Below are 965 nucleotides of genomic sequence, written 5' to 3' on the forward strand. Positions count from 1 at the left end.
CCAGATGCGAGCCGTCCGGCACATCGGAGTCGAAGTTGAACAGGGTGTTGCCGCCGCCCAGATCTGTTTCGGTGCCGGTGACATCGGACACTGCGCCGCCGCTGGTCAGCTCATGCACGGTGTCGCTGCTCTCATAATCGTCGCTGAAGAAACCGCTGACGCTGGTGCCGGTGCTGATTACGCTGCCGATATTGGGCGCGTCATACTCGGTGTCGACGCTGAAGGTTTCGGTCAGGGTATCGGTATTGCCGGCCGCGTCGGTGGCCTCGATTTCCGCTGTGGCGGTATAAGTGCCAGCGAGCAGATCATCTGCCGCAAAAGTGGCGCTCCAGTTGCCATCGGCATCCACCGATGCGGTGCGGGTCACGCCCTGAATGGTGACTTTGACATCCGAGCCGGGCTCTACAGTGCCGGTCATGGTGAGACCTGCAGCCCGCTCGGCGAGGTTCAGGGCGTCATCGTCGGTGACACTGTCTGCAGTGAAGGGTGAAACTTCGGTGTCAATCGCCAGCGTGTCGTTGATTTCCGCAGTATTGCCGGCCGCATCGGTAGCGGTCACCACAACATCCGCATCATAACTGCCTTGCGGGATGTCGCTGGCCGCAAAATCCACACTCCAATTGCCGGAGGCGTCTACGGTTGCGGTTTCGGTGGCACTGCCGAGCTGCACGACGACGGTGGATCCGGGTTCCACCGTACCGGTCAGGGTCACCCCATCACTGCGCTCGGTTTCATTGACGATGTCGTCGCCTTCGACGCCGGAGTCGAGCGTAATCGGATCGACCACGGTATCCACATGCAGGCTGGCGGTGGCGCTGGCGGTATTGCCCGCGGTGTCTGTCGAGGTCACGCTGACGGTAGTGTCGTATTCCCCGGCGGGCAGCGAACCAGCCTCGAAGGTGGCCGCCCAATTGCCATCTGAATCCACTGTTGCGCTGCGGGTTACCCCTTCGACCGTCACAGCA

General features: G+C 61.8%; 1 protein-coding gene. It reads right to left on the minus strand.

From position 1 onward, the window contains the following. Nucleotides 1-965, minus strand: a 965-nt coding sequence (locus RA20_RS24220; RefSeq protein WP_039135409.1) for an Ig-like domain-containing protein, incomplete at both ends; no start/stop codon positions are given.

Origin of the sequence: Leisingera sp. ANG-Vp (assembly GCF_000813725.1) — a bacterium.
GTDB lineage: Bacteria > Pseudomonadota > Alphaproteobacteria > Rhodobacterales > Rhodobacteraceae > Leisingera.